Annotated in this window: 7 protein-coding genes; 1 reads left to right on the forward strand and 6 read right to left on the reverse strand. The window is 65.5% G+C overall.

Going from position 1 to position 5,340, the window contains the following annotated elements; translation table 11 throughout:
* From AC2VOU_RS07710 to AC2VOU_RS07735, 6 genes are all read right to left on the reverse strand, one after another.
* A partial coding sequence (locus AC2VOU_RS07710) for a class I SAM-dependent methyltransferase (RefSeq protein ID WP_486956840.1) occupies positions 1-655 on the reverse strand: 655 nt, incomplete at its 3' end.
* Positions 642-953, reverse strand: a complete 312-nt coding sequence (locus AC2VOU_RS07715; protein WP_486956841.1) for a lycopene cyclase domain-containing protein — start codon at positions 951-953, stop codon at positions 642-644. The genes AC2VOU_RS07710 and AC2VOU_RS07715, both read right to left, overlap by 14 nt.
* Positions 950-1,270, reverse strand: coding sequence for a lycopene cyclase domain-containing protein (locus AC2VOU_RS07720; RefSeq protein WP_486956842.1), 321 nt, complete (start codon positions 1,268-1,270; stop codon positions 950-952). The genes AC2VOU_RS07715 and AC2VOU_RS07720 overlap by 4 nt, the downstream gene beginning before the upstream one ends.
* On the reverse strand, positions 1,270-2,232 hold the full coding sequence (locus tag AC2VOU_RS07725; protein WP_486956843.1) for a phytoene/squalene synthase family protein: 963 nt from the start codon (positions 2,230-2,232) through the stop codon (positions 1,270-1,272). Before AC2VOU_RS07725 ends, AC2VOU_RS07720 begins: the two co-directional genes overlap by 1 nt.
* Entirely contained in the window at positions 2,229-3,758 is a 1,530-nt protein-coding gene (crtI, locus tag AC2VOU_RS07730) for a phytoene desaturase family protein (protein WP_486956844.1), read from the reverse strand. The genes AC2VOU_RS07725 and crtI overlap by 4 nt, the downstream gene beginning before the upstream one ends.
* Positions 3,758-4,894 carry a polyprenyl synthetase family protein gene (locus AC2VOU_RS07735; RefSeq protein WP_486956845.1) on the reverse strand — a complete coding sequence of 379 codons (1,137 nt, stop codon included), beginning with the start codon at positions 4,892-4,894 and terminating at the stop codon, positions 3,758-3,760. The genes crtI and AC2VOU_RS07735 overlap by 1 nt, the downstream gene beginning before the upstream one ends.
* Before the next feature lie 220 nt (positions 4,895-5,114).
* Here AC2VOU_RS07735 and AC2VOU_RS07740 point away from each other — a divergent pair.
* The coding region (locus AC2VOU_RS07740) for a maleylpyruvate isomerase N-terminal domain-containing protein (RefSeq protein ID WP_486956846.1) at positions 5,115-5,340 on the forward strand (226 nt) is incomplete at its 3' end.

Below are 5,340 nucleotides of genomic sequence, written 5' to 3' on the forward strand. Positions count from 1 at the left end.
CCGCGACGAAGCCCGCATCACGCATCCGCTGCCGCAATCGTGTTGCGCCGTCGAAGGTCAACACGCTGCGCCACAGATGCCGGTAGAGCGTCGCGTCGCGCGTCTGCCACCACCCCGACGGGATGATGATGCCCCAGCACACCGCGTTCCATACCGCGGTGGCGGCGCGCGAGTCGCGGACCGAGTAGTCGTGCACAGCCAATGTGGCGCCGGGTGCCAGCAGGTCGCGCAGCGCCCGCAGCTGGGTGTCGGGATCGGCCAGGTTGCGGATCAAATACGCGGCCAGGATCCCGTCGAAGGGTCCGACAACGCCGTTGTCGGCGAGGCCTTCGACCGGCGTGTGCACAAATTGCACCGACGGGGGCCACGGTTTGTTCTTCGCCTCGTCGAGCATGCCTTTTGACGCGTCGATGGCGACGATGTCAGCGTTCGGGGCGACGCTGAGCAGAGCTGCCGTCGAGGCACCGGTACCGCAGCCCGCATCCAGCAGCCGCAGGCCGCGCCCGTCGTTGGGCAACCGCAATCGCTGTGCCGAAAGCCGAAGGTGGGCATGGTATCCCGGGCTGGTACCGACGAGGCGGTCGTAGGCCGAGGCGCCGACGTCGAAGGCGGCCGGCACGTCTGCGCGAGGCAGGCCGGTGTTATTGATGTTCACGTTGTCGCTCCCATAGCAGCAGGACTGCGGTTACCAAGGTGAAGCCGAACAAGAAGTCCTCGATCGGGATGTCAAACGGAAATCGAACGTCGCTGGTTTGCCGGTCGTCGTAGATGACGATCGGGGCGCTCAGTTTGGTGAGCCAGCCGTCGGTCAGGATCTGGAAGCCGATCACGATGACCATCGACAGCCAGTAGGCCGGACGCCGAAAAAGGCCGGTGTGCAACACCATCAACTCGAGGGCGCAGACCACCAGCGCCGACATCACGGCGGGGACGGTGTAACCGAGGCCGGTCATCGGCGGGTGACCCGTCGCAGGATCGCGCTCACCGCGTTGTAGGTCAGCAAGGCACACAAGGGAATCACCAGAAAAAACAAGACCTCTTCAATCGGCATGTGGAACGGGATCTCGACACCGGTGACGTAGGCGGGGTTGTAAGTCCAGATATGGGCGGCAATTGCGACTTCGTCCCACAGCACGAACACGGCGGCAACCGGTAGCACCGCGCGGGTAGCCCGCCACGCCTGGCGGTACACGCCGGGGCGAAAGATCTCGAGCGGCAAGGTGATCGCCAGGCAGGCGCCGAGCACAATCAGATACTGCCAGTGATCCACTACGCTGCACCAGATTTGCGCGCTTCTGACCCGACCCGATGTGTTCGCCGTGCCCGCCACGAGCGGATCAGCCCGGCGCCGGCGACGCGCAGTCGTCGCCCGTTCCCGACGGTGGCGCGGTGGGTGAACACCGCGAAGCCGCTGTCTTCGATGCGATCGAGGATGTCGGCGTAGAGCGTCAATGCAGTTGCGACGCACGGCTGCGATCGCGGTTCCAGCAGAGCGACACCGTCAGCGGCGTAGCGGTAGACACCGCGGGCGATGTGGTGCTGGTCGGCCAGCGCATTGCGCACCCGGTGGTCGGTGGTGCGATTGGTGTGGCACCACGTCAACAGTTCGCGGTCGACGCCGTGGGAAGCCAGTTCATCGGCAGGCAGGTAAACCCGCCCACGGACCAGGTCTTCGTGGATGTCACGCAGAAAGTTGGTCAGTTGAAACGCTCTACCCAGTGCCGCGGCGTGCGGCGCGGCCTGCTCGGCGGGGACGATGGTGCCCAAAATCGGAAGCACTTGCAGGCCAATCGCTTCCGCGGAGCCCTTCATGTACAGGTTGAGCGCGTCGCGGTCGGGATAGTCGGTGATCGTGAGGTCCATGCGCATGGATGTCAGGAAGTCGTCGAACAGTTCGTCGCCGATTGCGTAACGCCGCGCGGTGTGGCGGACCGCGGCCAGCACTGGGTTGCTCGGATGCTCGTCGGCAGCGAAGAACTGTTCGCTGAGTTGTTGCAGGCGCGCCGCCCGCGTCGGCGTGTCCAACGACGCATCGAAGTCATCGAGAATGTCGTCGGCGTACCGCGCGAAGCCGTAGAGCGCATGGATCGGCGGGCGCTGGTCGGGTGCGAGGAGTCGGGTGGCGAGAAAAAACGTGCGACCGTGAGCGGCGTTGAGCGTGCGGCAGCGTTGGTAAGCCGCCCGCAGTCGCGGATCGTCGATACCTGCGGCGCTCAGTTCGGTGTGGATCATGACTTTCCGGCTTTCGCGATGACGGTCGGCTTCGGTTGATCGGCGATGCCGGTGATCCGGTCGGCTGCCAGCCTGCCGGAGATCATCGCGGTTGGCACCCCGACGCCGGGAACCGTCGACGACCCGGCGAGCACCGCATTGTCGATGCCCCGCACCGTGTTGGCCGGACGAAACGGCCCGGTCTGAGCGAACGTGTGAGCCAGCGCGAACGGTGTGCCTGCGATCATCCCCTGAGCGGCCCAGTCCTCGGGGTTGACGACATGGAGCACTTCGGCACCGTCCCTGAATCCCGGAATCAGCCGCGCGGCAACGATATCGATGAGCTGCTCGGTGTAGCTGTCCCCGAGGTGAGACCAGTCGATGATCCCGCGTTCGAGGTTGGGGGCGGGGGCAAGTACATAGAACAAGTCACGGTCGGGCGGGGCCAGGCCGGGGTCGCTGGCCGTGGGGTTGGTGACGAGTAGTGACGGATCCCGCATCAGCTGACCGTCCCTGATGATGTCGGTGAACGTCTGGTCCCACGCCTGGCCGAAGATGATGTTGTGGTGTGCCAGAGGTGGATTCGCGGGCGCCGAGCGAGGCCGTCCGACGTGGGCGACGACCGCAGATGGCGCCGGCCGCAGCCGACCGATGCGTCGCGGCTTGCGCCCCAACAGCGGGTAGGTGGTCGGCAGTTCGGTGGTCAGCACCACGGCGTCGCCGGCGAGGCGTTCGCCGGTGTCGGTGAGCACGGCGGTTACCCGGCTGCCACTGCGCTCCAGTCCGGTGACCGTTGCGCCATAGACGAAGCGCACTCCGGCGGCGGCGGCGGCTGCTGCCAATGCATCGGGTAGGGCCCGCATTCCGCCGCGCGGGAAGTAGACCCCGGAGATGGTGTCCATGTAGGCGATCACCGCATAGACGGCCAGCGCCTTTCGTGGTGCGACTCCGGCGTAAAGCGACTGAAACGTGAAGACTCGCCGCAACCGGGTGTCGGAGATGTAGCGGTTGACCATGGTGTCCCACTTGCGGAATCCGCCTAGGGCCGCCAGCCGCGCCAGTTGCGGATTCACCAACGCCAGCGGGGAATCAAAGTTCTCGGCAATGAACCCGTCGAATTCTGTGCGATACAACTTGGTCAGCCAGGTGCGCAACCTCCGGTAACCCTCGGCCTGTTTGGCGCCCGCGAAGCCCGCGATGGCCTCGGCCATGAGGTCGGCGTCGCTGTGCACGTCCAGGCTGCTGCCATCGGCGAATTGCGCTCGATACGCGGGATCGATCGGCATCAGATCCAAACGATCCGAACGGTTTTCGCCAACCGCGGCAAAGGCTTCGTCGATGATGTCCGGCATCGTGAGCACGGTGGGTCCGGTGTCGAGCTGATACCCGCGCACGTCGACCCGGCCGGCGCGCCCGCCCGGCCAGTCCTCACGCTCGACGACGGTGACCTCGCGGCCCCGCCCGGCCAGGTGCAGCGCCGCGGTCAGTCCGGACAAGCCGGCGCCGACGACGACGACGCGGCTAGTGGGGCCTTGCACACTTCGCATCAGTCGGCTCGCTGGGTGCACACGGCGGCCATGTTCGTCAATGCGGCCCGCACTGGCTCGCTGATCCGAAGCTGGTCGAGTTCGTCGAGTGCGCGGGCTACTCGATCGCTGATGGTCGTCTCGATCCACCGCACGGCGCCGGTCTGGACGATCAACTCACGCCAGCCTTCGATCGCGTCGGCGTCGAGTTCGGTGGTGTTCATCAACTCGGTGAGCTGTCGGCGGGCGGCTGGATCGGCCAACTGGTGTGCGGCAATGATGACACTGGTGGCCTTGCGTTCGACGAGGTCTTGGCCGTCGGGTTTGCCGGTCACCGACGCGTTGCCGAAAACTCCGAGCAGGTCGTCACGAAGTTGGAACGCTTCACCGACCGCTTCGCCGTAGCGGCCCAGGCCCGAGATGGTGCGATCGCTGCAGCCGCTCATCGCTGCGCCGATTTCCAACGGCCGGCGCACGGTGTAGTTGCCCGATTTGCGTCGCGCCACATCCAGGACCGTGTCCATCGAGGGTAAGTCCCGGGCATCGTTTGCGAGATCGGCGAATTGGCCCACTGCGAGTTCGGTGCGCATCGCGTCGTAGCGGGGCCAGGCCTGCTGCAGGCTGCGATGTTCCACGCCGCTTTCCCGTAGCATCTGCTCGGCCCAGATCAGGCAGAGGTCACCCAGCAGGATCGCCGCCGATTCGCCGAATCGCTCCGCTGGACCGGACAACTTCTGGCTCCGGTGCCATTGGCTGAACTGCACGTGGGCCGCCGGACGGCCGCGACGCGACGATGCGGCGTCCATCACGTCGTCCTGCAACAGGGCGAACGCGTGTAGCAACTCCAGCCCGGTGCAGGCGAAGAGAGCCTCGTCGCTGTCTGCTGAACCCGCGAGCCAGCCCAGGTACATGAAGGTCGAGCGCAGGCATTTTCCGCCGGCTACGAAATCAAGCAGGATATCGCCGGCTATTTGCACGCCGGACTCGGACAGTTCGGCGGCGCACCGGTGGGTGACGAACTCTCTGAGGTGGGCGAGCACCCTGCGCCGAATCTCGATGTGCCACCTTGTGAACTGTGCCGGATCAGACCAAGCGTGCTGGTCCAGCTCAGCAGGACTCGCCGATGGTGCTAGCGAGAGTGCACGCACCTCACCCACGTAGGCCCCTCTCGAACGATCGGGCAAGAACCAAGCTACTCAGCCTCGGAGCCACGCGCATACCTCTCGACGGGCGACGACAAACCTGCGAACCCGACCTCTCGGGTTCGCTTCACAAGGTTAAAGATTAACTTACTGAACATCTCTGTCGCTCGCCAGCGCGCGACGTCGCCTAAGGTGGTGACGATGCAGAGCGAAGCGATGAGGAGGAACGCCGCAGATGAGCCAAGCGCAGCGTGAACGACGTGCTCTGGTGGCCACCTTTCGCGCGGCTGGCCCGCATGCCCCGACGCTATGTGCGGGCTGGAACACCACCGACCTCGCGGCTCACCTGGTGGTCCGCGACCGGCGACTGGACGCGACGGCGGGGATCGCGGTGCCTTTCCTGGCCGGGTATACGGCAAAAGTCCAAGACAAGGTTGCGCGGTCGAACAACTGGGATGCCC

Source organism: Mycobacterium sp. TH-M25, assembly GCF_057473665.1.